The sequence below is a fragment of the Streptomyces sp. NPDC014991 genome (genome assembly GCF_043080665.1).
Classification (GTDB): domain Bacteria; phylum Actinomycetota; class Actinomycetes; order Streptomycetales; family Streptomycetaceae; genus Streptomyces.
In genome coordinates this window covers 14,688-40,117 of sequence record NZ_JBIBVY010000020.1, presented here as the reverse complement: position 1 = coordinate 40,117, position 25,430 = coordinate 14,688, and the positions used below count along the sequence as shown (strand labels likewise).

At 72.0% G+C, this 25,430-nt stretch carries 24 protein-coding genes; 17 read left to right on the top strand and 7 right to left on the bottom strand.

Annotation, left to right across the window (positions count from 1 at the left end):
* The first annotated feature begins 1 nt into the window (after window position 1).
* From ACF1BE_RS27035 to ACF1BE_RS27010, 6 genes are all read left to right on the top strand, one after another.
* A complete protein-coding gene (locus ACF1BE_RS27035; protein WP_392201615.1) occupies window positions 2–1,027 on the top strand; it encodes a LacI family DNA-binding transcriptional regulator in 1,026 nt (341 codons plus the stop codon).
* A gap of 131 nt (window positions 1,028–1,158) precedes the next feature.
* Window positions 1,159–2,196 (top strand): S1C family serine protease, encoded by a 1,038-nt coding sequence (locus ACF1BE_RS27030; protein ID WP_392201614.1) that lies wholly within the window; start codon window positions 1,159–1,161, stop codon window positions 2,194–2,196.
* Window positions 2,197–2,254: 58 nt separating this feature from the next.
* On the top strand, window positions 2,255–2,491 hold the full coding sequence (locus ACF1BE_RS27025; RefSeq protein WP_392201613.1) for a hypothetical protein: 237 nt from the start codon (window positions 2,255–2,257) through the stop codon (window positions 2,489–2,491).
* A gap of 90 nt (window positions 2,492–2,581) precedes the next feature.
* Entirely contained in the window at window positions 2,582–3,316 is a 735-nt protein-coding gene (locus ACF1BE_RS27020; RefSeq protein WP_392201612.1) for a response regulator transcription factor, read from the top strand.
* Entirely contained in the window at window positions 3,313–4,764 is a 1,452-nt protein-coding gene (locus ACF1BE_RS27015; protein ID WP_392201611.1) for an ATP-binding protein, read from the top strand. The genes ACF1BE_RS27020 and ACF1BE_RS27015 overlap by 4 nt, the downstream gene beginning before the upstream one ends.
* A gap of 106 nt (window positions 4,765–4,870) precedes the next feature.
* On the top strand, window positions 4,871–6,940 hold the full coding sequence (locus tag ACF1BE_RS27010) for a pectinesterase family protein (RefSeq protein WP_392201610.1): 2,070 nt from the start codon (window positions 4,871–4,873) through the stop codon (window positions 6,938–6,940).
* Between the two features lie 77 nt (window positions 6,941–7,017).
* On the opposite strand, the gene ACF1BE_RS27005 is transcribed toward ACF1BE_RS27010, so the two are convergent.
* On the bottom strand, window positions 7,018–8,802 hold the full coding sequence (locus ACF1BE_RS27005; RefSeq protein WP_392201609.1) for a bifunctional metallophosphatase/5'-nucleotidase: 1,785 nt from the start codon (window positions 8,800–8,802) through the stop codon (window positions 7,018–7,020).
* A gap of 130 nt (window positions 8,803–8,932) precedes the next feature.
* Here ACF1BE_RS27005 and mshD point away from each other — a divergent pair, with 130 nt between their 5' ends.
* The 7 genes from mshD to ACF1BE_RS26970 all read left to right on the top strand — a co-directional run bounded on the left by mshD (window position 8,933) and on the right by ACF1BE_RS26970 (window position 16,630).
* A complete protein-coding gene (mshD, locus tag ACF1BE_RS27000; protein ID WP_392201608.1) occupies window positions 8,933–9,859 on the top strand; it encodes a mycothiol synthase in 927 nt (308 codons plus the stop codon).
* Between the two features lie 132 nt (window positions 9,860–9,991).
* Window positions 9,992–10,378, top strand: coding sequence for a GntR family transcriptional regulator (locus tag ACF1BE_RS26995; RefSeq protein ID WP_392201607.1), 387 nt, complete (start codon window positions 9,992–9,994; stop codon window positions 10,376–10,378).
* Complete coding sequence (locus tag ACF1BE_RS26990; protein ID WP_392201606.1) at window positions 10,375–11,256, top strand: ABC transporter ATP-binding protein; 882 nt, start codon at window positions 10,375–10,377, stop codon at window positions 11,254–11,256. Before ACF1BE_RS26995 ends, ACF1BE_RS26990 begins: the two co-directional genes overlap by 4 nt.
* Window positions 11,253–12,278: an ABC transporter permease gene (locus ACF1BE_RS26985; RefSeq protein WP_392201605.1), complete on the top strand. Its 1,026-nt coding sequence runs from the start codon at window positions 11,253–11,255 to the stop codon at window positions 12,276–12,278. Before ACF1BE_RS26990 ends, ACF1BE_RS26985 begins: the two co-directional genes overlap by 4 nt.
* Window positions 12,275–13,027 carry a hypothetical protein gene (locus ACF1BE_RS26980; protein WP_392201604.1) on the top strand — a complete coding sequence of 251 codons (753 nt, stop codon included), beginning with the start codon at window positions 12,275–12,277 and terminating at the stop codon, window positions 13,025–13,027. Before ACF1BE_RS26985 ends, ACF1BE_RS26980 begins: the two co-directional genes overlap by 4 nt.
* A gap of 158 nt (window positions 13,028–13,185) precedes the next feature.
* Window positions 13,186–15,540, top strand: a complete 2,355-nt coding sequence (locus tag ACF1BE_RS26975) for an RNA degradosome polyphosphate kinase (protein ID WP_392201603.1) — start codon at window positions 13,186–13,188, stop codon at window positions 15,538–15,540.
* The gene (locus ACF1BE_RS26970; RefSeq protein ID WP_392201602.1) at window positions 15,521–16,630 is read left to right on the top strand and encodes a CHAD domain-containing protein; all 1,110 of its coding nucleotides are present in this window, start codon (window positions 15,521–15,523) and stop codon (window positions 16,628–16,630) included. Before ACF1BE_RS26975 ends, ACF1BE_RS26970 begins: the two co-directional genes overlap by 20 nt.
* A gap of 552 nt (window positions 16,631–17,182) precedes the next feature.
* Here ACF1BE_RS26970 and ACF1BE_RS26965 read toward each other — a convergent pair.
* Window positions 17,183–17,368 (bottom strand): hypothetical protein, encoded by a 186-nt coding sequence (locus ACF1BE_RS26965; RefSeq protein WP_392201601.1) that lies wholly within the window; start codon window positions 17,366–17,368, stop codon window positions 17,183–17,185.
* A gap of 198 nt (window positions 17,369–17,566) precedes the next feature.
* Between ACF1BE_RS26965 and ACF1BE_RS26960 the strand changes: the two genes are divergently transcribed.
* Window positions 17,567–18,445: a hypothetical protein gene (locus ACF1BE_RS26960; RefSeq protein WP_392201600.1), complete on the top strand. Its 879-nt coding sequence runs from the start codon at window positions 17,567–17,569 to the stop codon at window positions 18,443–18,445.
* Between the two features lie 101 nt (window positions 18,446–18,546).
* Window positions 18,547–18,708 carry a hypothetical protein gene (locus tag ACF1BE_RS26955; protein WP_356818184.1) on the top strand — a complete coding sequence of 54 codons (162 nt, stop codon included), beginning with the start codon at window positions 18,547–18,549 and terminating at the stop codon, window positions 18,706–18,708.
* A 26-nt stretch (window positions 18,709–18,734) separates the two neighbouring features.
* Here ACF1BE_RS26955 and ACF1BE_RS26950 read toward each other — a convergent pair whose 3' ends face one another.
* Window positions 18,735–19,040, bottom strand: coding sequence for a metal-sensitive transcriptional regulator (locus tag ACF1BE_RS26950; RefSeq protein ID WP_392201599.1), 306 nt, complete (start codon window positions 19,038–19,040; stop codon window positions 18,735–18,737).
* 215 nt (window positions 19,041–19,255) lie between these two features.
* Here ACF1BE_RS26950 and ACF1BE_RS26945 point away from each other — a divergent pair, with 215 nt between their 5' ends.
* Together ACF1BE_RS26945 and ACF1BE_RS26940 are read left to right on the top strand one after the other, a co-directional pair.
* A complete protein-coding gene (locus ACF1BE_RS26945; RefSeq protein ID WP_121788071.1) occupies window positions 19,256–19,876 on the top strand; it encodes a DUF47 domain-containing protein in 621 nt (206 codons plus the stop codon).
* A gap of 7 nt (window positions 19,877–19,883) precedes the next feature.
* Window positions 19,884–20,882 carry an inorganic phosphate transporter gene (locus ACF1BE_RS26940; protein WP_121788070.1) on the top strand — a complete coding sequence of 333 codons (999 nt, stop codon included), beginning with the start codon at window positions 19,884–19,886 and terminating at the stop codon, window positions 20,880–20,882.
* 96 nt (window positions 20,883–20,978) lie between these two features.
* Here the strand turns inward: ACF1BE_RS26940 and pstB are convergent, their stop codons facing one another.
* The 4 genes from pstB to pstS form a co-directional block, all read right to left on the bottom strand.
* Window positions 20,979–21,755, bottom strand: coding sequence for a phosphate ABC transporter ATP-binding protein PstB (gene pstB, locus ACF1BE_RS26935; protein WP_392201598.1), 777 nt, complete (start codon window positions 21,753–21,755; stop codon window positions 20,979–20,981).
* A gap of 74 nt (window positions 21,756–21,829) precedes the next feature.
* Window positions 21,830–22,876 carry a phosphate ABC transporter permease PstA gene (pstA, locus tag ACF1BE_RS26930; protein WP_392201597.1) on the bottom strand — a complete coding sequence of 349 codons (1,047 nt, stop codon included), beginning with the start codon at window positions 22,874–22,876 and terminating at the stop codon, window positions 21,830–21,832.
* On the bottom strand, window positions 22,873–23,877 hold the full coding sequence (pstC, locus tag ACF1BE_RS26925) for a phosphate ABC transporter permease subunit PstC (protein ID WP_392201596.1): 1,005 nt from the start codon (window positions 23,875–23,877) through the stop codon (window positions 22,873–22,875). The genes pstA and pstC overlap by 4 nt, the downstream gene beginning before the upstream one ends.
* Before the next feature lie 115 nt (window positions 23,878–23,992).
* Window positions 23,993–25,123, bottom strand: coding sequence for a phosphate ABC transporter substrate-binding protein PstS (gene pstS / locus ACF1BE_RS26920; RefSeq protein WP_392201595.1), 1,131 nt, complete (start codon window positions 25,121–25,123; stop codon window positions 23,993–23,995).
* Window positions 25,124–25,430: the final 307 nt, after the last annotated feature.

Below are 25,430 nucleotides of genomic sequence, written 5' to 3'. Positions count from 1 at the left end.
CGTGGCCAAGGTGACTCGGGATGATGTGGCACGGCTGGCGGGGACCTCCACCGCCGTCGTCAGTTATGTCATCAACAACGGACCCCGGCCGGTCGCCCCGGCCACGCGCGAGCGTGTCCTCGCCGCGATCAAGGAGCTGGGGTACCGGCCCGACCGGGTCGCCCAGGCGATGGCGTCCCGCCGCACGGACCTCATAGGGCTGATCATCCCTGACGCCCGCCAGCCCTTCTTCGGCGAGATGGCGCACGCGGTCGAGCAGGCCGCCTCCGAGCGCGGGAAAATGGTCCTGGTCGGCAACACCGACTACATCGGCGAACGCGAGGTGCACTACCTGCGCGCCTTCCTCGGCATGCGCGTCTCCGGGCTCATCCTCGTCTCCCACGCGCTGAACGACAGCGCCGCCGCCGAGATCGACGCCTGGGACGCCCGGGTGGTGCTGATGCACGAACGCCCGGAGGCCATCGACGACGTCGCCGTGGTGACGGACGACCTCGGCGGCGCCCAGCTCGCCGTGCGCCACCTGCTGGAACACGGCTACGAATACGTCGCCTGCATGGGTGGCACGGCGCAGACACCGGCCGTCGGCGACCCCGTGTCCGACCACGTCGAGGGCTGGCGGCGGGCCATGGCCGAGGCGGGCCTGCCCACCGAGGGCCGGCTGTTCGAGGCGCCGTACAACCGCTACGACGCCTACCTCGTCGCCCTGGAGCTGCTCGCCGGCCCGCACCGGCCGCCCGCGGTGTTCTGCTCCACCGACGACCAGGCGATCGGCCTGCTGCGGGCCGCGCGCGAGCTGCGCATCGACGTGCCCGGGCAGCTCGCGGTGGCCGGTTTCGACGACATCAAGGAGGCCGCGCTCGCCGACCCGCCGCTGACCACGGTCGCCTCCGACCGCTCGGCGATGGCCCGGGCGGCGGTCGACCTGGTGCTGGACGACGGGCTGCGCGTGGCCGGGTCGCGGCGCGAGCGGCTGAAGACGTTCCCGTCCCGGCTCGTGGTGCGGACCTCCTGCGGCTGCCTGGGCTGACCGGCCCCGCCGCGTCCTGACAGCGGCCCGCCGGCGCGACAGCGGGCCTTCATATCGGGCGAGCGAGGTTCTGCCGGGCTTCTCAGGGTGCACTCAGGAAGCTCTCATGGTCGCGGGGGACTCTTCTTGGCATGACCGAGAGCATCCGCCACAGCGGCGAGTACGGGTACGACAACGCCCAGGGCGCGTACCCCCTGCAGCACAACTACTCCGCTCCCGTGAACCCCGAGTGGCCGCCCCCGCCGCCGTACGAGCCGATGACGGCGACCGCCGCCCCGGAGCCGGCGCCGCACAAGAAGCGCCCCCGCAGGCCGGTGGCCCTGCTCGCGGCGGTCGCGATCGTCGCGGCGGCCGTCGGCGGCGGCACCGCGTACGCCTTCGAGGAACTGGCCGGCACCGACACCGTCGCCGGCGCCGGCAGCAGCACCACCGTGGTGCCGGCCGCCAAGAAGGGCGACGTCGCCGCGATCGCCGCCGCGGTCAGCCCCAGCGTGGTCGAGATCAACGCGACGCTGAACAACGGCACCTCCACCGGCTCCGGTGTGGTCATCACCTCCGGCGGCGAGATCGTCACCAACAACCACGTCGTCTCCGGCGCCACCTCGGTCAAGGTGCGCACCAGCGACGGCAGGAGCTACACCGCCCGGGTCGTCGGCACCGACAGCTCCAAGGACCTCGCCCTGCTCAAGCTCCGGGGCGCCTCGGGCCTGAGGACGGCCGCGCTCGGCGACTCCGGCGACGTCAAGGTCGGTGACACGGTCGTCGCGATCGGCTCCCCCGAGGGCCTGACCGGCACCGTCACCAGCGGCATCGTCTCCGCCCTGAACCGGGACGTCACCGTACCCACCGAGGAGAGCCAGAACCAGGGCCAGGGCGGCGACGGACAGTGGCCGTTCCAGTTCGGCGGCCGGGAGTTCAACGGCGACACCGGCTCGTCCACCACCACGTACAAGGCCATCCAGACCGACGCGTCCCTGAATCCCGGCAACTCCGGTGGTGCGCTGATCGACGCGAGCGGTCACATCATCGGCATCAACTCCGCGATGTACGCGTCGAGCGCGCAGTCGTCCTCGTCCTCGGACGCGGGCAGCGTCGGCCTCGGCTTCGCCATCCCCGTCGACACCGTCAAGTCCGACCTGGCCGAGCTGCGGTCGGGTGCACAGAACTGACGCCCGCCCGGCCGGCACGCGTCCGGCCGGCGTCCGTCCAGCCAGCAAGGAGCACGTCATGATCCAGCAGGTTTCGCACCAGGAAGCGGGCCGCGGCCCGGCCGACCTGACCGTCGCCCTCTCGGTCGCGCACGAGCTGCACGCACCCACCCGGTCCGCCCGCGCCCCCGAGTTCGTCCCCGCCCCGGTCCCCGAGCTGATGGGCCTGCGCACCTCCGCCGCCCGGCCGCACCGGCGCAAGGTGCCGCTGAACCGGCTCAACACGATGCGCAGCCTCAGCGCGCTCGGCGTCTGAGGCCCGTCCTGCCCGCTGTCCGGCCCGTGTCCGTGCGAGGCTGGAAGCCCCCGACCGGGCCACCCACCACACCCCGAGGAACCGCGAGCGATGAGCCCCGCCGAAGGCGACCGTGACCCCCAGCGCATCCTGATCGTCGACGACGAACCGGCCGTACGCGAGGCACTCCAGCGCAGCCTCGCCTTCGAGGGGTACGACACCGAGGTCGCCGTCGACGGCGCGGACGCCCTGGACAAGGCCACCGCCTACCGGCCGGACCTGGTCGTCCTCGACATCCAGATGCCGCGCATGGACGGCCTGACCGCCGCCCGCCGCATCCGCGGCACCGGTGACACCACCCCCATCCTGATGCTCACGGCCCGCGACACGGTCGGCGACCGGGTCACCGGCCTGGACGCGGGCGCGGACGACTACCTGGTCAAGCCCTTCGAGCTGGACGAACTCTTCGCCCGCATCCGCGCCCTGCTGCGCCGCAGCTCCTACGCGGTCACCGTGTCCGCCGAGGCCCAGCAGGACGACGCCCTCACCTTCGCCGACCTGCGCATGGACCTGTCGACCCGGGAGGTGACGCGCGGCAGTCGGCAGGTGGAACTGACCCGCACCGAGTTCACGCTCCTGGAGATGTTCATGGCCCATCCGCGCCAGGTCCTCACCCGCGAGCAGATCCTCAAGGCCGTCTGGGGCTTCGACTTCGAGCCGTCGTCCAACTCCCTCGACGTCTACGTCATGTACCTGCGCCGCAAGACCGAGGCCGGCGGCGAGCCGCGCCTCGTGCACACCGTGCGCGGGGTGGGGTACGTCCTGCGCCAGGGCGGCGCCGAGTGAACCAGCTGGCGCGCCGGTACCGGGCGCTGCCGATGCGGGCCAGGCTGGCGATGCTGGTCGCGGCGGCGGTGGCGTTCGCGGTGGCGGCGGTCTCGGTGACGTGCTGGTTCATCGTGCAGGGCAAGCTGTACGACCAGTTGGACGAGGACCTGAAGAAGTCGCTGCGGGGCACGACGCAGACCGACCAGCTCCAGGACACCCTCGCCCGCTGCACCGACACCCCGCCGAGCGACGGCCTGTTCCGGGACCGGTACTCCCAGGTGGTCACCGAGGACGGCCGGGTCTGCCTGTTCGGCGGCGCCTCGGGCAGGATCAGGGTCACCCAGGGCGACAAGTCCGAGATCGCGGACCTGAAGCCCCGCGTCATCTACTTCCGCAACGGGACCGACAGCGAGGGCAACGAGCTGCGCGTGCTCACCCAGCCGTTCGGCCCCACCTCCACCGTCAGCGGCGGGCGCGGACCCAACATCGGCGTGCTCGTCGCCCTGCCGCTCAAGAGCACCGAGAAGACCCTCGACGACCTGGCCCTGGTCCTGCTCCTGGTGTCCGCGATCGGTGTCGTCGGCGCCGGAGCCGCAGGCCTCGCGGTCGCCCGGGCCGGGCTGCGTCCGGTCGACAAGCTCACCGAGGCCGTGGAACACGTCGCCCGCACCGAGGATCTGACGATCCGCATCCCCGTCCAGGACGACAGCGAGGACGAGGTGGCCCGGCTCTCCCGGTCGTTCAACTCGATGACCGCCTCCCTGGCCAGCTCCCGCGACCTCCAGCAGCAGCTGATCGCGGACGCCGGCCACGAACTGCGCACGCCGCTGACGTCGTTGCGGACGAACATCGAACTCCTCAGCCGCAGCGAGGAGACCGGCCGTCCGATCCCGCCGGCGGACCGCAAGGCGCTGCTCGCCTCGGTGAAGGCGCAGATGACCGAACTGGCCGCCCTCATCGGCGACCTCCAGGAGCTGTCCCGCACGGAGAACCAGCGCGGTGAGCGGGTCCAGGTCACCGCGTTCCAGGACGCGGTCGAGGCGGCCCTGCGCCGGGCACGGCTGCGCGGCCCGGAACTGAAGATCACCGCTGACCTGGAGCCCTGGTTCGTCCGGGCGGAACCCTCCGCGCTGGAGCGGGCGATCGTCAACATCCTCGACAACGCGGTGAAGTTCAGCCCCGGGGGCGGCACGGTCGACGTGCGGCTGAGCGGGGGCGTGCTGACGGTCCGCGACCACGGTCCCGGCATCCCCGAGGACGAGCTCCCCTACGTCTTCGACCGTTTCTGGCGCTCCCCCAGCGCCCGCGCCCTGCCCGGCTCGGGCCTCGGCCTGTCGATCGTCGCCCGTACGGTCCGGCAGGCGGGCGGCGAGGTCACCCTGGCCGGCGCGGAGGGCGGCGGCACGGTGGTGACCGTACGGCTGCCGGGGGCGCCGACCCCGCCGCCGGAGACACCTGCGGGCTGACCGGCCCCACCCGGTGCCGGACCGCTCGCCTCCCGCACGGCAACCTTCCCCCGGCCCGCGGCGACTCCACAGCAGCATCCGCCCGGATCACCGACTGGAGCCGCCCATGAGTCCCCGCGTCCCCCACCCCCCTCGCGCCCGGCACCGCAGAGGCCGTACGGCGCTCGCGTTCGGGCTGCCGCTCGCGCTGGCCGCCGGCGGCGCCCTCGGCTACGGCTTGCTCGGGCCCGGTGCCCAGTCACGGGCCTCCGCCGCCGCCGCGTCCGCGCCGGCCTGGACCACCGCCACCGCGGACGGCTTCGCCTCGGTGGACGCCCTGGGGCAGAACGGCACGTACGGCGGCCGGGGCGGCCCGATCGTCACCGTCAAGACCCTCGCCGACCTGGAGAAGTACGCCACGGCCGACAAGCCGTACGTCATCGTCGTCGCCGCGGCGATCACGATGGACCCGGCCGGCAAGGAGATCAAGGTCGCGTCCGACAAGACGATCATCGGTTCCGGCACCTCGGGACAGATCGTCGGCGGCGGCTTCTTCCTCGGCCAGGGCGTCCACAACGTGATCATCCGGAACCTCACCATCCGGGACGCGTACCAGGGCGTCTGGAACGACAAGGAGCACGACTACGACGGCATCCAGATGGACGGCGCCCACCACGTCTGGATCGACCACAACGACATCCGGCACATGGCCGACGGACTCATCGACAGCCGCAAGGACACCACGTACCTCACCGTGTCCTTCAACCGGCTCGGCCAGGAGAACAAGGCGTTCGGCATCGGCTGGACCGAGAACACCACCGCCGACATCACGATCCACCACAACTGGATCCGCGAGACCGAGCAGCGCAACCCGTCCACGGACAACGTCGCCCACGCGCACCTGTACAACAACTACCTGGAGGACGACCCGGGCACGGCGATCACCTCCTCGTACGGCAACTACGCCCGCGGCAGGACGAACATGCTGCTGGAGAACAGCTACTTCCAGGGCATCGCCAACCCGGTGACCAGGGACGCCACCGCCACTCTCGTCCAGCGCGGCAACGTCTTCTCCGGCACCACCGGCCGCAACGAGAGCGGAGGCACCGGCGCCGCCTGGAACCCGAGGAGCTACTACGGCTACACCCTCGACAAGGCCGCCGACGTACCGTCCGTCGTGAAGTCGGGTGCCGGTCCGCGCGCTTCGCTGGGTACGACGGCCGCCACCACGGCCAAGGCCGCCACCACCCTCACCGTCGCCAAGGACGGCTCGGGCCAGTACACGACCGTGCAGGCCGCCGTGAACGCCGTACCCGCGAACAACCCCTCCCGGGTCGTCATCGCCGTCAAGCCGGGCACCTACCGGGAGACCGTCCGGATCCCGGCGAAAAAGCCGCACGTCACCCTCCGGGGCACCGGCGCCGGCCGCAAGGACACCGTCATCGTCTACGGCAACGCCTCCGGCACGAAGAAACCCGACGGGTCGGGCACCTACGGCACCGGCGGCAGCGCCACCGTCGCCGTCGAGGCCGACGACTTCCAGGCTCGCAACCTCAGCATCACCAACGACTTCGACGAGCGCGCCCACCAGGACATCGCCCAGCAGGCGGTCGCCCTGCGCACCGCGGCCGACAAGGTGTTCCTGGACGGCGTCATCGTCAGCGGGGACCAGGACACTCTCCTCCTCGACACCGCCGCCAAGGACAGGCTCGGCCGGGTCTACCTGACCGACTCCATCGTCACCGGCAACGTCGACTTCGTCTTCGGACGGGCCACGGCCGTACTCGACAAGTCGGTCATCACCCTGAAGAAGCGCTGGAACGGCACGTCCGCCGGCTACGTCACCGCCCCCAGCACCGCGGCCGGCCGCAAGGGCATCCTGATCACCAACTCGGCCGTGACCGGCGACGTCGCCGACCGCACCTTCTACCTGGGGCGGCCCTGGCACGCCGGCGGCGACGCCACCCTCGACCCGCAGACGACCGTCCGCAACACCAGCCTGAGCGCAGCCGTCAGGACCGCGCCGTGGACCGACATGAGCGGCTTCTCCTGGAAGGACGACCGCTTCGCCGAGTACCACAACACCGGTCCCGGCGCGGGCGCGGCGAGCACCGACCGCCCCCAGCTCAGCGACGCCGGGGCGGCGGCCCAGGAGGTCGCCGACTGGCTCGGCGACTGGACGCCCACCGCGTCCTGAGTCCCGGCCGCGGAAACACCGAATGGCTCCGCACCCGCCGTCGCGGGTGCGGAGCCACCAGGGGTTCTGCCCGGGTCTCACCGCACGACGGTGATCCGGTCGGCCTTCGGCGGAGCGATCGGGCCGGTGGCCGACGAGTGCGCCGTCAGGTAGTCCGCCAGGGCGGTCAGGTCGTCGCCGCCCACCAGGTCGCCCGTGCCCCGGCCCAGGGTCGGGAAGCCGTCGCCGCCGCCCGCGAGGAAGCTGTTGGTGGCGACGCGGTAGGTGGCCGCCGGGTCGACCGGCGTGCCGTTCAGCCGGATCGAGTCCGTCACCACGCGGTCCGCGCCCGACTTCGTCAGGTCCAGCGTGTACGTCAGCCCCGCAGACGGCTGGAGGATCTTCGGGGCCGCCTCGTTGACGCCGCTCACCTGCTCCTTCAGCACCTGGATCAGCTGGGCGCCGGTGAAGTCCTGGAGGTTGACGGTGTTGGCGAACGGCTGGACCGTGAAGCCCTCGGCGTAGGTGACCACACCGTCGCCCTCGGCGCCCTTGGCCGCGTAGGTCAGGCCGGCCCGCACCCCGCCGGGGTTCATCAGGGCCAGGCTGGTCCTCGGGTCGAGTGCGCGGCCGTGGGCGAGCTGCGCGTCGGCGATCAGGTCGCCCATCGGGGACTCGGTGCCGGTGCTGTCGATGTCGGCGGAGACGTAACCGATGGGGCGGTTGCCGATGGGGGCCGCCAGGGTGTTCCAGCGGGAGATCAGGTCGGTCATGTCCGGCGCCCTGGGGACGTCCCGGGTGACCACGTGGTTCGCCGACTTCACCGCCGTACGCGCGATGTCGCCGGTGCGGCGGTCGTAGGTCAGGGTGGTGTCCGTGTAGAGCCGGCCGAAGGAGGCGGCGGAGGTCACCATGCGGGGCCGGCCGGACGGGTCGGGGACCGTGCAGACGTACGCCTGGTGGGTGTGGCCCGTGACCAGGGCGTCCACCGCCGGGGTGACGCTCCTGGCGATGTCCACGATCGGGCCGGACAGGCCGGCGCCGGCGCCCGGGGAGTCGCAGTCGTAGTTGTAGCTGCCGGAGGCCGGGTAGCCGCCCTCGTGGATGAGGGCCACGATCGACCGCACGCCCTGGCGCTGGAGCACCTTGGCGTACTTGTTGATGGTCTCGGCCTCGTCCTTGAAGGTCAGTCCCTTGACGCCGTCCGCCGAGACGATGCCCGGGGTGCCCTCCAGGGTGACGCCGATGAAGCCGATGCGGACGTCCTTCTTCTTCCAGATCCAGTACGGCTTCATGATCGGCTTGCCGGTCCTGTCGTCCAGGACGTTCGCGGCCAGGTACGGGAAGTCCGCGCCCCGGAACCTCTTGCCGGTGTAGCAGCCGTCCGTCGGGTGGCAGCCGCCGTTCTGGAGGCGGGCCAGCTCCCGGGCACCCTCGTCGAACTCGTGGTTGCCGACCGAGGTGACGTCCAGGTCCAGCTTGTCCAGCGCCTCGATGGTCGGCTCGTCGTGGAACAGGCCCGACAGCAGCGGGGAGGCGCCGACCATGTCACCGCCGGCCGCGGTGATCGAGTACGGGTGGCCCTCGCGGGCCTGGCGGAGATGGGTGGCGAGGTACTCGACACCGCCCGCGTCGACCGTCCTCGTCGTACCGTCCGGCTGGAGTTCGGTGACCCGGCCGGAGGAACCGGCCGGCGGCTCCAGGTTGCCGTGCAGGTCGTTGAAGGACAGCAGCTGCACGTCCTGGTAGCGGCCGTGACGGCTCCCGCTCTCGTGCGCGTCCGCCGGGAGTGCGGCGGTGAGCGCGGCCATCGTGGCGAGACCTGCGGCGGTGGCGAGAAGACCGTACGTGCGACGTCCGGTGCGCCGGGGCGCGGCTGGCATGGGGACCCCCCTGTGGGTCGGCTGTGCTGGCTCGGCGCAGCCTAGGGTCAACGCGCGTAGCGCGACAGGGGGTTCAGGGTTACATCCTGGTTTCGGCACTTCCCGCCGCCCGCCCCGTACCCTCATACGCATGAGCAGCGACGACACCGTACGGGCCTTTCCCGCCCGCTCCATCGAGACCCACTCCGCGCTCACCCCGGACCGGGCCCAGGCCGTGCTGCACCTGCTCGGCGAGGCCGCCCGGGTGGACGGCCAGCAGCCGGTGTCCGAGCAGGGCCGGCTCCAGCTGCGCGGAGGTGCCCGCCCGGGCGTCTCCCATCTGCTGCTGACCGTCGACGGGGAAACCGCCGGCTACGCCCAGCTCGAGGACACCGACCCGGTGGAGGCGCCGGCAGCCGAACTCGTCGTGCACCCGGCGCACCGCGGACACGGGCACGGCCGGGCGCTCGGCTCGGCCCTGCTCGCCGCCTCCGGCAAGCGACTGCGGGTGTGGGCGCACGGCGGGCATCCGGCCGCCCGGCACCTCGCCCAGGTCCTCGGACTGACCCTGTTCCGCGAACTGCGCCAGATGCGGCGGTCGTTGACCGACCTGGAGCTGCCCGCCCCGACGCTGCCGGAGGGCGTGACCGTACGCGCCTTCGTGCCCGGCAAGGACGACGCGGCCTGGCTCGCGGTGAACGCCGCCGCCTTCGCCCACCACCCGGAGCAGGGCTCGCTGACCCAGCGGGACCTGGACGCCCGCAAGGCCGAGCCGTGGTTCGACCCGGCCGGGTTCTTCCTCGCCGAACGGGACGGGGAGCTGGTCGGCTTCCACTGGACCAAGACGCACGCCGAGGAGGGGCTGGGCGAGGTGTACGTCGTCGGCGTGCGCCCCGGCGCGCAGGGCGGCGGCCTCGGCAAGGCCCTCACCACGATCGGCCTGCGCCACCTGGCCGCCCAGCAGCTGCCGGCCGTGATGCTCTACGTCGACGCCGACAACAAGGCGGCGGTGTCGGTCTACGAACGCCTGGGCTTCCAGGTCCACGAGACGGACCTGATGTACCGCACGGAGACGTGAGCCCCGCCGGCCGCGCGCGCACCTGAGGGCCCCCGGCCGCACCCGGAGCCGGGGCCCGGCGGATCGAGGTTGACTTTCGCACATCCCTGCACCACCATTTCACTACTTGATTAGTGAAAGGGTGGTGCAGGGATGGTCGAATACCGCATCGACCGGCACAGCGGCGTGGCCACCTACGTACAGATCGTCCAGCAGACCAAACAGGCCCTCCGCATGGGCCTGCTGCAACCAGGAGACCGGCTGCCCACGGCACGCGAGGTGGTGGAGGCCACGGCCATCAACCCCAACACCGTCCTGAAGGCCTACCGCGAGCTGGAACGCGAAGGCCTGGTCGAGGCGCGGCGCGGACTCGGCACCTTCGTACGCCGGACCCTCGGCACCACCCCCGCCGACTCCCCGCTGCGCACCGAACTGGAGCAGTGGGCGCGGAACGCCCGCGCCGCCGGACTGGAGCGGGACGACGTGGCCGCACTCTTCACAGCCGTACTCGACAAGCACTTCCAGGGAGAACCGTCATGAGCAGCGACACGGCGTTGAGGGCCGAGGCTCTCGGGAAACGGTTCGGCCGCCGCGGGGCCTGGGCCCTGCGGGACTGCTCGTTCCGGCTGCCCACCGGGCGCGTGTGCGCGGTCGTCGGCCCCAACGGCGCCGGCAAGTCCACCCTGCTGGCCCTGGCCGCCGGCCTCACCGTCCCCACCGAGGGCACCGTGAGCGTCCTCGGCACCACACCCGCGACGGCCCGCCCCCAGGTCGGCTTCGTCGCCCAGGACAAGCCGCTCTACCCGCAGCTCACCATCGCCGAGACGCTGCGCATGGGCGCCGACCTCAACCCCGGACACTGGGACGCGACCGTCGCCGAGCACGTCGTCGCCGGCGGCGACCTGGACCCGAAGGCCCGCGTCCGCACCCTGTCCGGCGGCCAGCGCACCCGCGTCGCGCTCGCCCTCGCCCTCGGCAAGCGGCCCCGCCTGCTGCTCCTCGACGAGCCCATGGCCGACCTGGACCCGCTGGCCCGGCACGAGCTGATGGGCACGCTGATGGCGGAGGCCGCCCAGTACGGCACCACCATCGTGATGTCGTCGCACGTCGTCGCCGAACTGGAGGACTCCTGCGACCACCTGCTGCTGGTCGGCGGCGGCCGGATCCGGCTGGCCGGTGAGATCGACGACCTGCTCGCCGCCCACCTGCGGGTGACCGGCGCCGCCGACGCCACCGCCCTCGACGGGCACACCGTGGTGGAGTCCCGGGTCACCGGCCGCCAGCTCACCGCGCTGATCCGCCCGGCGGCACCGCTCTCCGGCGACTGGCGCACCTCCGCCCCCTCGCTGGAGGACCTGGTCCTCGCCCACCTGCGCAACCCCGCCGCGCCGGTCCTGACCGAGGAGAGTGCCGCATGACCGCCGCCCTGACCGGCACCGCCCCGGCACCGGCCGCCACAAACCCGCGCCTGGCCCGCTGGGTGCTGCGCCTGCACCGGCCCGCGCTGTACGGATGGACCGGGCTGGTGCTCGTCCTGGCGGCCCTGCTGCTCGCCCTGCGCGGCCCGCTCGCCGACGCCGCCGCCGAGGCCTGGCGGCAGTACAACGCCTGCGACGGTACGCGGTGCGACTACGACCAGGCCGCGCTCCTGCGCTACAAGGACTACTACGACTACGCCACCCTCGCGCTGAACGCGCTGCCCCTGCTGGTGGCCGCCTGGGCCGGCGCCGCCCTCACCGGCCGGGAACTGGAGTCCGGCACGGCCCTGCTGTCCTGGACACAGGGTTCCTCACCGGCGCGCTGGCTGGCGGCCCGGCTGGCCGTGCCCGCGGCCGCCGTCACCGCCGGGACCGCCCTGCTGTTCTGGCTGCACCGCCTCGCCTGGAGCGCGGGCCAGGGCCGCATCCACACCGCCAAGCCGTGGTCCGACCGCTGGACCTTCCACGCCAACGGCCCCAGCACCGTCGCCCTCGCCCTCGCCGGGCTCGCGGCCGGCACCCTCGCCGGCCTGCTGCTCCGCCGTACCCTGCCCGCACTCCTGCTCGGCACGGCCGTCGCCGCCGGCATCCGGGGCCTGGCCGAGACCGCGCTGCCGCACCTGTGGCCCGCCGTCACCCGCGTCTCCACGACGGACCAGGGTTTCCCGGGCTCCGGCCTCACCGTCGACCAGGGCGTGGTCACCCGCACCGGCGCCCACGTGCCCGTCCCCAGCTGCGACTCCGTCGAGGCGTGCCGGAGCGCGTACACCGGTCTCGTCGGGCACTGGAACACCTACCACCCCCTCTCCCACTACTGGCCGCTCCAGCTCACCACCAGCGCGCTGGTCCTCGCCGTGGCCGGGCTGCTCGTCCTCGGCTGCTTCCTGGCCCTGCGCCGGCTGACCGGACCGGCCACGGACACCACCGCCGGCAGGGCCACCACCGGAGGAACCACCGCATGACCACCGTCCCCGCCACCGCCCGCCCGGCCGTCCGACGCACCCTGCTGCGGCTGCACCGCCCGGCCCTGCTCGTGTGGACCGCGTTCGCGCTCCTCGCGGCCGGCGAACTGCTCTGGGTGCACTTCTCGGCGGCGCCCCGGGACCGGTCCTGCCGGTCCGGAGGCTGGTGCGTGTACACCGCGTTCACCGACACCGGCAACGTCGTGAACCTCCTCGGCGAGGCCCTCTCCTACGCCCCCTGCGCGGTGGCCGCCTGGGCCGGCGCCGCCCTGATCGGCCGCGAACTGGAGTCCGGCACGGCCACGCTGGCCTGGACCCAGGGCACCACCCCGGTCCGCTGGCTGACCGCGAAACTGACCACGGCCGCGCTCCCCCTGCTCGCCGGCACCGCCCTGCTCGCCCTGGCGTACAACAAGGTGTGGTCCGCCGACCAGGACGTCCTGGTCACCCACTGGTCCTGGGACCGCGTCTTCCTCCCGCGCGGCCCGCTGCTGCCCGCGCTCACACTGTGCGCGCTGGCCACGGGAGCCCTCGCCGCCCTGACCCTGCGCCGTACGCTCCCCGCCCTCGCCGTCGCCTGCGCCGGCACCCTCGCCGTACGGCTGTACCTGCGCGAGCTGTGGTGGCCGCTGCGCGGCTCCCTGCACGGCTTCTGGCCGCTGCACCTGGCCGCCACCGCCATGGTCCTCGCCCTGACCGCGCTCCTCACCACCGCCGCGTACACGGTCCTGCGCCGCCGGTCCGCCTGAGCCCGTGACCCGTGCCCGCTCCGGTACGCCACCCCACGGCGGGCACGTACCGGACCGGGCCTCTTCCGCGACCGGGAACCCCTTCGGGCCGCCCCCCGCTATCCCGCACGTCATGTCTCCGTAACCACTGATTCAGACGGGCTTGCGACGCTCGGCCAATGAAGCCCGCCGTGCCAGAACCTTCGCCGCCCCCCGAGGGGCCCGCGGGGAACGGGGCCGTGACGCTCCCGCCCGCACGTTCCGACGCGCCTGTCTCCCCCGCCGCGCGGAAGAATGGGTTCATGAGCCAGTCAGACACCCAGGCGGAAGTCCAGCACCCGCAGCCCTCCGTGGGCTCCCTCGCCGCGCACCGCCCGCACACCGTGGCGGCCGCGGTCTCCGATCTGGAACCCGACATCGACGCGGACCTCGACGCGTACGAGGAGTCACAGGCCGGCGGCAGCCCCCTGCCCCAGGGCCGCTTCCTCGACCGGGAACGCAGCTGGCTGGCCTTCAACGAACGCGTCCTGGAACTCGCCGAGGACCCGGCCACCCCCCTGCTGGAGCGCGCCAACTTCCTCGCGATCTTCGCCAGCAACCTCGACGAGTTCTTCATGGTCCGGGTGGCCGGCCTCAAGCGCCGAATCGCCACCGGCGTCGCCACCCGCTCCGCCTCCGGCCTCCAGCCACGCGAGGTCCTGGAGATGATCTGGGCCCGCTCCCGCGAGCTGATGGCCCGGCACGCCGCCTGCTACCACGAGGACATCGCCCCCGCACTCGCGGAGGAGGGCATCCACCTGGTCCGCTGGAACGAACTGGCCGAGAAGGAGCAGGCACGGCTCTTCACCCTCTTCCGGCACCAGATCTTCCCCGTCCTCACCCCGCTGGCCGTGGACCCCGCGCACCCCTTCCCGTACATCTCCGGCCTCTCCCTGAACCTGGCCGTCGTCGTACGCAACCCGGTCAGCGGCCACCGGCACTTCGCGCGTGTGAAGGTGCCGCCGCTGCTGTCCCGCTTCCTGGAGAGCAGCCCCGGCCGCTACGTCCCCATCGAGGACGTCATCGCCGCCCACCTGGAAGAGCTGTTCCCGGGCATGGAGGTACTGGAGCACCACACCTTCCGCCTCACCCGCAACGAGGACCTCGAGGTCGAGGAGGACGACACCGAGAACCTCCTCCAGGCCCTGGAGAAGGAACTCATGCGGCGCCGCTTCGGCCCGCCCGTGCGCCTGGAGGTCGAGGAGTCCATCGACCGCGAGGTGCTCGACCTCCTCGTGCGCGAGCTGAAGATCTCCGAGGCCGAGGTGTACCCGCTGCCCGGCCCCCTCGACCTCACCGGCCTCTTCCGCATCCACTCCCTGGACCGGCCGGAGCTGAAGTACCGGAAGTTCGTCGCCGGCACCCACCGCGACCTCGCCGAGGTCGAGTCCGCGTCCGCGCCCGACATCTTCGCGGCCCTGCGCGCCCGCGACGTCCTCCTGCACCACCCCTACGACAGCTTCTCCACCTCCGTACAGGCCTTCCTGGAGCAGGCGGCGGGCGACCCGGACGTCCTCGCCATCAAGCAGACCCTGTACCGCACCTCCGGCGACTCCCCCATAGTCGACGCGCTCATCGACGCCGCCGAGTCCGGCAAACAGGTCCTCGTCCTGGTCGAGATCAAGGCCCGCTTCGACGAGCACGCCAACATCAAGTGGGCGCGCAAACTGGAGGAGGCCGGCTGCCATGTCGTCTACGGCCTGGTCGGCCTGAAGACCCACTGCAAGCTGTCCCTCGTGGTCCGCCAGGAGGGCGACACCCTGCGCCGGTACAGCCACGTCGGCACGGGCAATTACCACCCGAAGACGGCCCGCCTCTACGAGGACCTCGGCCTGCTCACGGCCGACCCCCAGGTCGGCGCCGACCTCTCCGACCTGTTCAACCGCCTGTCCGGCTACTCGCGCCGCGAGACCTACCGCCGGCTCCTCGTCGCCCCCAAGTCCCTGCGGGACGGCCTGGTCGCGCGGATCGACAAGGAGGCGCAGCACCACCGTGCCGGCCGGCACGCGTTCGTCCGCATCAAGGTCAACTCGATGGTGGACGAGGCGATCATCGACGCGCTGTACCGGGCGTCCCAGGCAGGCGTACCCGTCGACATCTGGGTCCGCGGCATCTGCGCCCTCCGCCCGGGCGTCGCGGGCCTGTCGGAGAACATCCGGGTCCGCTCCATCCTCGGCCGCTTCCTCGAACACTCCCGGGTGTTCGCCTTCGGCAACGGCGGCGAACCGGAGGTGTGGTTCGGCAGCGCCGACATGATGCACCGCAACCTCGACCGCCGGATAGAAGCCCTGGTCCGGGTCGTCGACCCCGGCCACCGCGCCGCCATCGACCGGCTGCTGGACACCGGCATGTCCGACACCACGGCCTCCTGGCACCTCGGCCCCGACGGCGAATGGACCCGGCACGCGACCGACACGGACGGCCAGCCCCTGCGCAACGTCCAGGAGATGCTCATAGACGCCCGGAGGCGCCGGCGTGGCACAGCGACACCCTGACCCGACGGACACCCCGGCCATGACCGTCACCGGGGACGCCCTCGCGGGCTACCTGCGCGCCCAGGCCACGGAGTTCCTCCGCGCCCTGCGCCTGCACCGGGAGACCGGGGGCCAGAGCGGAGGCGCCCCCGCCCGGGCACGCGCCGGCACGGGCGGGGGCGTGGGCGGCACGGAGGAGTCCGTCGACGCCGCCCGCGCCCTGCGCCGCTCGGCCCGCCGCATCAGCGGCAGCCTGCACACCTTCCGCCCCCTGCTCGACCCCGACTGGTCCGAGGAGATGCGCCCCGAACTGGCCTGGCTGTCGGGCACGCTGGGCCTGGAGCACGCCTACGAGGCCCGGCTGGAGCGGCTGCTGCTGGCATTGCAGCGGCTGTCGGGAGCTTCGGTGTTCCCCGGGCGTACGGTGACCCCGGCCGCCGTCGGCCCCGGTGGCCCCGCCCGGCCGGCGGCGACAGCGGAACGCAGCGCCCTCACGGTCGGCGCGGCGAAAGCGGGCGCACTGCTCGAACGCCAGCTGACCCTGGCCCGGACGCGGGCCCACTCCACGGCGCTCCAGGCCCTCGGCTCCTCCCGCTTCCACGCCGTCGCGGACAAGGTCGCCCTGCTCGCCAGCGAGGTGCCCCTCGCCCCCGCCGCCCCCGGCACCGCCCTGCACACCCTCGCCGCGGCGGCCGAGGAACGCCTCACGGACGCCGTCACCGCCCTCCCCCTGGTCACCGCCGGCCACCCCTACAACGCGGAGGCCCTGGTCCACGGCCTCTCCCCGGACCCGGCACCGCACCCCCAGGACGGCCCCTGGCACCAGGTCCGCCTCCTGCTGCGCCTGCACCGGTACGCCCACGAGGTCCTGCACGGCACCGGCACCGCCCCCGTGGACGTACGCCTGCTGACGGCGGGCCAGGCCCTCGACCGCCACCGGGACGCCTCGGAGGCGGCGGCCGCGGCGGCCCAGGCGGCCCGCACCCCCCGCATCACCCCGGCCACGGCCTACGCGCTGGGTGTCCTCCACGCCGACCAACGCCACGAGGTGGAAGCGTCCCGCTTCACCTTCCAACGAACCTGGCAGAAACACACCGCCAACGCCCCCTGAGCGGCACGGACGGGGCCCGGACACCCCGGCGACCCGGACCACCGGCCACCCGCCGTGACACCGGGCACCGGCCAGCGGCAACCGGGAGGCCTGCCAGGCACACCGGCCGCGCGGAGCGGCGAGGCTCAGTCCCGTCACCGGGCCGGGCCACGGTTCCCCCGTGGGCCGGGCGGCCCACCACGTGCCATGGCACAGGGCACCGGCCGGAGACAGCGGGGGCTTGCCAGGCACCGGCCGCGCGGAGCGGCGGGGTCGAGACCCGTCACCGGGCCGGGACGCGGGCGATGCCGTGCCCCGGGCGGCCGGCTGCGCGCCGTCGCACCGGGCGCCGGCCACCGGCCGCGCGAAGCGGCGCGGTCGAGCCCGTCACCGGACCGCCGTACGGACGACCTCTCGGCCACCGGCGGCCGGGGCCTGCCATGTCCACCGGCCACGGAGCGGCGGAGTCAGCCCTCACCAGCCCGCGCCACCCGGCGACCCCCCGGCCACCGGTGGCCGGGGGCCGGGGGCTGTCGGGTGGGGCGGCCGCCCGGGGCGACGGGGCCGGCCCCGTCACTGGACCGTCGTGTGGCCCTCGGCGTCCGTGCGGGCCTGGCTGCGGGCTCGGCGGGCGGGGCCGCGCCAGCCGCAGCTGCATCTGGCCACGCAGAAACGGCCCTGCTCGGCCGTCGTCGTGAGGTGTTCCTGCCCGGGCCGGGCACGCTCCTGCCCGTCCTGCTGCGCCGCGGTGACTGCCACGCCGACAACGGTACCCATCCGCGGCCGGAGCCACCCCCGAGCGTCTCCCGGGCTTCCCCGGGGTTTCCGCGCCTCCGCCCGCCCCCGGACCCCCCGCCCGGCCAGGTGCCACGGCGGCGCGTGACGGCGTTCCCCAGCCGTCGTTATCCGGACGACAGGGCGACCCGTGACGGACACTCCGGCTGGGGGCAGGCAGGCATGGATCGGCGGCAGGACAGACGCGCGGCCAGGACGGTCGTCGCGGTGGGCATCCTCCTCGGCCTCGGGACGGGCACCACCGGCTGTGCCGGCAGCGGGGCCGCCGCCGAGGACGTCAAGGGCGGCGGCGATCCGGTCGCCGTGCTGCACCGGGCGGCCGACGCGCTGCGCGCCGCGGGCAGTTCCAAGGCCGGCACCTCGATGGAGATGGCGACGGGCGGCACCCGGGTCACCATCCGCGGCCGGGGTGTCTACGACTACCGGCGCCGCCTGGGCAGGCTCACCGTCATGCTGCCCGAGGACCCCGCGGGCGCCTCCGAGCACCGGCCCATCACCGAACTCCTCGCCCCCGGCGCGCTGTTCATGAAGAACCGGGGCGCGGGCGTGCCCGCCGACAAGTGGGTGCGGGTGGACAGCGCCACACTGTCCGACGGCAACCTGGTCACGGGCGGCGCGACCGACCCGTACGCGGCGGCCGAGGTGCTGCGCGGGACGCGGCAGGCGGTCTTCCTCGGCCGGACCAGGGTCGGCGGGACGGAGGTGCGGCACTACCGGGGCACCGCCGACCTGGCCCGTGCGGCCCGGTCCGCCTCCGCCGGCAACAGGGCGTCCCTGGCCGCGGCGGCGAAGGGCTTCGCCACGGCCGCGGTACCGTTCGACGCCTACCTGGACGACCAGGGCCGCATCCGCAAGCTCCGGCAGCGCTTCAGCTTCGTCAACGGCCGCCGGAAGGCCACCGTGGCGGTCGCCTCGACCCTGCTGCTGTACGACTTCGGCGTCCCCGCCGAGGTGCGGCTGCCGGCGCCGGCGGGCATCTACGCCGGCCGGGTCGCCGAGCGCGCCACCGGCGGCGGCGTCGGAAACCGGCCAGTGCACTAGTCCGTGATGCCACCCCGTAAGTAGCCCGTCCGTGCCATGCGCGGTGTGTGGGCCGCTGCCTACCCTAGGAAGTCGGTGACGGCGGGGAAGAGGTGAGACGGGTGGCTCCGGTCGGTGGTACGGCGGTACAGGACCACGTGGCTCTCGCCGAGATCGAGCTGTGCGGAGAGCTGATCATCGCGGCCTCGGCGGCCGAGGACCGGCTCAGCCTGGAGAGCATCGACGAGGTGCTGCGGGTGGCGAAGGAGCGGGATCCGGCCTGACGGCCGCCCCGGCCGGGCCGGGCGGCTCACGTGCGCAGCAGGCGGCCGATCGCCTTCGTCGCCTCGTCCACCTTCGCGTCGATCTCGTCACCGCCCTTGACGGCCGCGTCGGCGACGCAGTGCCGCAGGTGCTCCTCCAGCAGTTGCAGCGCGAAGGACTGCAGCGCCTTGGTCGAGGCGGAGACCTGGGTGAGTATGTCGATGCAGTAGGTGTCCTCGTCCACCATCCGCTGGAGCCCGCGGATCTGGCCCTCGATGCGGCGCAGCCGCTTGAGGTGCTCGTCCTTCTGGTGGTGGTAGCCGTGCGTGGCGCCGGCCTCGGTCGTCGTCATCGCTGGCCTCCGTCGGGGAACGAGCTGCGGACAAAAGGGATACATACCCCCTGTGGGTATATGGTAACGAACTTTGCGGGGTAGAGGGCCCTTGGTACGCCCCCGTGCTGATCACCGTGGTTCATGGGCGACACTGGGGGACGGCCCATTAGCCGTGGCCGGATGATGCGCCTAGCATCAGCCTGACCGAAACCGAAGCACCCCGAGGACCCCACGTGCGCTTTCGTCTGACCCCCAGGGAGACGAGCTTCTACGACATGTTCGCCGCGTCCGCGGACAACATCGTCACCGGCTCGAAGCTCCTGATGGAACTGCTCGGGGCGGACTCCTCCGCCCGGGCCGAGATCGCAGAGCGTATGCGGGCCGCGGAGCACGCAGGTGACGACGCCACGCACGCGATCTTCCACCAGCTGAACTCCTCCTTCATCACGCCCTTCGACCGCGAGGACATCTACAACCTCGCGTCGTCCCTCGACGACATCATGGACTTCATGGAGGAGGCGGTCGACCTGGTCGTCCTCTACAACGTGGAGGAACTGCCCAAGGGCGTCGAGCAGCAGATCGAGGTCCTGGCCCGGGCGGCCGAGCTGACGGCCGAGGCCATGCCGAACCTGCGGACCATGGACAACCTCACCGAGTACTGGATCGAGGTCAACCGGCTGGAGAACCAGGCGGACCAGATCCACCGCAAGCTGCTCGCCCAGCTCTTCAACGGCAAGTACGACGCGATCGAGGTGCTGAAGCTCAAGCAGATCGTGGACGTCCTGGAAGAGGCGGCGGACGCGTTCGAACACGTGGCGAACACGGTGGAGACCATCGCCGTCAAGGAGTCCTGAGGCGTCGATGGACACCTTCGCCCTGATCGTGACCGTCGCGGTCGCGCTCTTCTTCACGTACACCAACGGCTTTCACGACTCCGCGAACGCGATCGCCACCTCGGTGTCGACGCGGGCGCTGACCCCGCGGGCGGCCCTCGCCATGGCGGCCGTGATGAACCTCGCCGGCGCCTTCCTCGGTTCCGGGGTCGCCAAGACGGTCAGCGAGGGCCTGATCGAGACACCCCAGGGCTCGAAGGGGATGGGCATCCTCTTCGCCGCGCTGGTCGGCGCGATCGTCTGGAACCTGGTCACCTGGTACTTCGGGCTGCCCTCCTCCTCGTCCCACGCGCTGTTCGGCGGCATGGTGGGCGCGGCGCTGGCGGGTGGCACGGACGTGCTCTGGAGCGGCGTCCTCGACAAGGTCATCATCCCGATGTTCGTGTCGCCGTTCGTCGGTCTGATCGTCGGCTACCTGATGATGACCGCGATCATGTGGCTGTTCCGGCGGTCGAACCCGCACAAGGCAAAGCGGGGTTTCCGCATCGCGCAGACCGTCTCGGCTGCCGGCATGGCGCTCGGCCACGGCCTCCAGGACGCCCAGAAGACCATGGGTGTCGTGGTGCTGGCCCTGGTGATCTCCGGCAACGCGACGTTCGACGACCCGATCCCGGTGTGGGTGAAGCTCGTCTGCGCGCTGATGCTGTCCCTCGGCACCTACGCGGGCGGCTGGCGGATCATGCGCACGCTGGGCCGCAAGATCATCGAGCTCGACCCGCCGCAGGGGTTCGCCGCGGAGACGACGGGCGCGTCGATCATGTTCACGACCGCCTTCCTCTTCAAGGCGCCGATCTCCACCACCCACGTCATCACCTCGGCGATCATGGGCGTGGGCGCGACCAAGCGGGTCAACGCCGTCCGCTGGGGTGTGGCGAAGAACATCGTCCTCGGCTGGTTCATCACGATGCCGGCCGCCGCGCTGGTCGCCGCCGCCGCCTTCGGGATCGTCAACCTCGTGGCGCTCTGACGGACAACGAGTCGGGCCCGCCCCCGGGATCCGGGGGCGGGCCCTTCCGCGTCCTCGCGATGGCACCGCCATGCAGCACCGCGAGGGGTCAGGGGGTCAGCCGAAGCGGCCCGAGATGTAGTCCTCGGTGGCCTGGACGGACGGGTTGGAGAAGATCCGCTCGGTGTCGTCGATCTCGATCAGCCGGCCGGGCTGCCCGACCGCCGACAGGTTGAAGAACGCCGTGCGGTCCGAGACCCGCGCCGCCTGCTGCATGTTGTGCGTCACGATGACGATCGTGAAGCGCTCCTTCAGCTCGCAGATCAGGTCCTCGATGGCGAGCGTGGATATCGGGTCCAGCGCCGAGCAGGGCTCGTCCATCAGCAGGACGTCCGGCTCGACCGCGATCGCACGGGCGATGCACAGGCGCTGCTGCTGGCCGCCGGACAGGCCGGAGCCCGGCTTGTTGAGACGGTCCTTGACCTCGTTCCAGAGGTTCGCGCCCTTGAGCGACTTCTCGACGACGTCGGTCAGCTCGCTCTTCTTGTAGCTGCCGTTCAGGCGCAGGCCCGCCGCCACGTTGTCGAAGATCGACATGGTGGGGAACGGGTTCGGGCGCTGGAAGACCATGCCCACCTCGCGGCGGACGGACACCGGGTCGATCCCCGTGCCGTACAGGTCGTCGTCGTCGAGCAGCACCTTGCCCTCGACCCGGCCACCCGGGGTGACCTCGTGCATCCGGTTCAGCGTGCGCAGGAACGTCGACTTGCCGCAGCCGGAGGGGCCGATGAACGCCGTCACCGAGCGCGGCTCGACGGTCATCGAGATGTCTTCGATCGCCTTGTGGGAGCCGTAGTAGGCGGTGAGTCCGCTCACGTCGATTCGCTTGGCCATTACTACTTCACTTCCAGTCAGTCGCCTGGCGGGCCCCGGTCGGCGCCCGGCCGCGCGGCGGTAGCCGCGGATTGTCAGCGCGGGGCCTTCCAGCGGGCGATGCCGCGGGCCACCAGGTTGAGGATCATCACGAAGGCGATCAGAGTGAGGGACGCCGCCCACGCGCGGTCGTACGACGCGTCGGCGCCCGCGCTGTACTGCTGGTAGATGTACAGCGGCAACGACGCCTGGGCGCCCTCGAACGGGTTGTTGTTGATGAACGGGTTGCCGAAGACGAGCAGCAGCACCGGCGCGGTCTCGCCCGCGATACGGGCGATGGCGAGCATGATGCCGGTGGTGATGCCGCCGATGGACGTCGGCAGGACCACCTTCAGGATGGTCCGCCACTTCGGCACGCCGAGCGCCAGGGAGGCCTCCCGCAGCTCGTTCGGGACGAGCTTGAGCATCTCCTCGGTGGAGCGGACGACGACCGGCATCATCAGGATGGCCAGGGCCAGCGAACCGGCGAAGCCGAACGGCTGCATCTCGAAGATGAGCATCAGGCTGAGGATGAACAGACCCGCGACGATCGACGGGATGCCCGTCATGACGTCGACGAAGAAGGTCACCGCCTGCGACAGGCGGCCCCTCCCGTACTCCACCAGGTAGATCGCGGTCAGCACACCGACCGGGGCACCGATGACGGTGGCGAGGCCGACCTGCTCCAGGCTGCCGATGATGGCGTGGTTGATGCCGCCGCCCGTCTCGGAGTCGGCGACGACACCCATGGAGTGGGTGAGGAAGTAGACGTCGAGGACCTTCACGCCGCGCGAGACGGTCGTCCAGGCCAGGGAGACCAGCGGGACGACGGCGAGCAGGAAGGCGACCCAGACCAGGGAGGTGGCGACCCGGTCCTTGGCCTGCCGGCGGCCCTCGACCCGGGTGGCGATGCCGTAGGTGCCGAGGACGAAGAGGATCGCGGCGATCAGGCCCCACTGGATCCTGCTGTGCAGGCCGCCGGCCAGGCCGATGAGGACCGCGAGGGCGACCGAACCGGCGGCGATGACCCACGGGGACCACTTCGGCAGGCGGGCGCCGTGCAGCGAGCCGGCGCGCTTGTCGGTGACGGCTGCGGTGCTCATGCGTTGGCCCCCGAGTACTCCTTGCGGCGGGCGATGATCGCGCGGGCCGCGCCGTTGACCGCCAGGGTGATGACGAACAGCACCAGACCGGAGGCGATCAGCGCGTCGCGGCCCTGCTCGGTGGCCTCACCGAACTTGCTCGCGATGTTCTGGGCGAAGGTGCCGCCGCCCGGGTCGAGCAGGCTGAAGTGGATGTCGTAGTCCGGGGAGAGCACGGTGGCGACGGCCATCGTCTCGCCGAGGGCGCGGCCGAGGCCGAGCATCGACGCGGAGATCACACCGGAGCGGCCGAAGGGCAGGACGGCCATCCGGACGACCTCCCAGCGGGTGGCGCCGAGGGCCAGCGCGGCCTCCTCGTGCATCCGCGGGACCTGCCGGAAGACCTCACGGCTGACGTTGGTGATGATCGGCAGAATCATGATCGCCAGCAGGATGCCGACGGTGAGCATCGCGCGGGGGGCGCCGCCGTTCCAGGCGAACACGCCGGTCCAGCCGAGGTAGGTGTCCAGCCAGCCGTACAGACCCTGCATGTGCGGGACGAGGATGAGGGCGCCCCACAGGCCGTAGACGATGGACGGCACGGCGGCGAGCAGGTCGATCACGTAGGCGATGAGACCGCTCAGCCGGCGCGGGGCGTAGTGCGTGAGGAACAGCGCGATCGCGACGGCGATCGGAACCGCGATGACCATGGCGACGATCGAGGAGACGACCGTGCCGAAGGCCAGCACCGCGATGCCGAACACCGGCGGGGTGAGGTTGGTGTTCCACTCGAAGGTGGTGAGGAAGTTCCCGTCGTCCTTGCTGATCGCGAGGGAGGCGCGGTAGGTGAGGAACACCGCGATCGCGCCCATCACCGCCAGCAGCAGGATGCCGGAGCCGCGGGACAGGCCCAGGAAGATCCGGTCACCGGGGCGGGCCGCGCCACGGGACGTGCGCTGCCGCCCGGTCACCGTGGGCTGGGGGCTGGAAGGGGGAACGTCGGTCGTCGTCGATATGTCCATCGGGTTCTCCGGTCTGCGGAGCCGCGCCCCCACCTGGGGCCGCGGCTCGTGGCGGCGGTGCACCGGACGGTGCGGCCCGGACCTGAGTGGTACCGGGCCACACTCTCGGATCAGGTCAGCTCAGGCCCTCGATGGTGGTGCGGACCTTCGCGATGATCTCGTCGGGGATCGGGGCGTAGTCGTTCTGCGCCAGCACCTTCTGGCCGTCCTCACCGGCGATGTAGCGCAGGAACGCCTTGGTGGCGGGCAGGGTGTCGGCCTTGTTGCCCTTGTCGCAGACGATCTCGTACGTGACCAGGGTGATCGGGTAGGCGCCGTCGGCCTTGGTCCTGTAGTCGAGCTGGAGCGCCAGGTCCTTGCCGGTGCCGACGACCTTGGCGGCCGCGATGTCGGCGGTGGCGGAGGCGGTCGACGGCTTCACCGGGGACTTGGCGCCGGTGTCGATGGAGACCGTGGTGATGTCCTTGGCGTAGGACAGCTCGAAGTAGCCGATGGCGCCGGAGTTCTGCTTGACGCCCTGGGCCACACCGGCGGAACCGGACGCCGCCTGGCCGCCCTTGGCCTGCCAGGCCTTGCCGCCGGAGTACTTCCAGTTGTCCGGGGTGGTGGCGATCAGGTACTTGGTGAAGTTGTCCGTGGTGCCGGAGTCCTCGGAGCGGTGGAACGCCTGGATCTTCAGGTCGGGCAGCTTCGCGCCGGGGTTCAGCTGCTTGATCGCCGCGTCGTTCCACTTGGTGATCTTGCTGTCGAAGATCTTGGCGATGGTCGGGGCGTCCAGGACCAGGTTGTCGACACCCGGGACGTTGTAGCCGAGGGCGATCGGGCCGCCGACCATCGGCAGGTCGATGCCCTGACCGCCGGAGCAGACCTTCTTGGAGGCGGTGACCTCTTCGGGCTTCAGCGCGGAGTCCGAACCGGCGAACGCGATCTGCCCCTGGGTGAAGGAGGTGACACCGGCACCCGATCCGGCGCCCTTGTAGTTGATCTGCACGTGGCAGGCCTGGGAGAACGCCTTGACCCAGGCGTCGATCGCGTTCTTCTGCGCGGAGGAGCCGTCCGCGAGGAGCTGACCCTTGGCGTCGTCGCACTTGACCGAGCCCGCGCCGGCCGACGCGGAGGTGTTGCCCGACGCCTTGCCGCCGTCGCCGTTGTCGTCGGAGCCGCACGCCGTCAGGGCCAGGGCGCCGGAGACGGCGACAGCACCGAGGGAGAGGGCGCGCAGCCGGTTCTTGCGCTGAAGCTTCACTTCTGGTGGTTCCTTCCAGAGGCCGCCGCTGTCGGCGGCGCGCGAGGGTCGAAAAGGTGCATGAATGCGTTGAGCGCGTTCATGCCCGCACTCAGCACCCGGTACGGCCGAAACTAGGCAGAACAGGTGAAGCCACCGATGGCCGGAAGTGAACGAGGAGTGAACCCCTGCCGTCGGCCCGGTGAGGTCACGGAATGCTCACGGGGAGGGCACGCGGAGGTTCCGACGGCCGAGCCGCCCGGACTTGTATTCGATGTTCTTCATACGGTCAGGGGGAACCCCGCGGTGCGGGGCGTCGTCTCGTTCC